Here is a 665-nt window from a genome sequence, read left to right as displayed (position 1 = left end):
GCAGGCAGACGGGAAGACGCCGGCCGATACAGCCATCGTCACAGCGTTTGCAACTGCACCCACGCCGCTGGTGAATTTCCCCTATGCGGCTCCGGGTTATTACCTGGCCACCGGGCTGCCGAACAACACGCTGGGAATGTACCAGCTCAACGGCAATCTGTTTTCTGGTCCGGGTGTCGGAACACCTGAAACCGGGGCCGGCCTGTTCAACGCGACCTATACCAACCCGTGGAATGTCACGACAAACCTCAAATGGGAGTTTGATCCGGCGGCGCTGCCTCAAAAGGCAAACGTCACCAGTCAGGCTGTCTCGCTGGAGTGCAGGCCGAACCGGGCCAATCCGCTGAATCCAAACCCTAACCGCAACTGGGTGGCGTGCATCTATCGCGGCATGGACAGTGGGACGGGTGGTGGCCCTGGCACGTCGATCAGTTCCGAGATCGACAATGATGTGCTGAACCTGAGTAGCAATTCCGCCACCGATTACGAGATCGATGTCAATTTTAACGGCAAGGTTCTGGACGGGGGCTGGTCACGCGGCATTTTCCTGACGGGTGGCGGTGCGGCCGGAAATAATACCAATTCCGTCGCGCTCGACATCATGCATGTTGCCTATGACAAGTCCTGGCTGCCCTGGACCACCGGGATCTCGATCCGGCAGACCA

At 58.9% G+C, this 665-nt stretch carries 1 pseudogene; it reads left to right on the top strand.

Annotated elements, in window-relative coordinates:
• Window positions 1-665 (top strand): annotated as a pseudogene (locus JN414_RS16415) (hypothetical protein); the annotation flags it as partial.

It is taken from the genome of Gluconobacter sp. Gdi (assembly GCF_014132155.1).
In the GTDB taxonomy this organism is placed as follows: Bacteria; Pseudomonadota; Alphaproteobacteria; order Acetobacterales; family Acetobacteraceae; genus Gluconobacter.
This window is presented reverse-complemented; position numbering and strand designations above follow the sequence as displayed.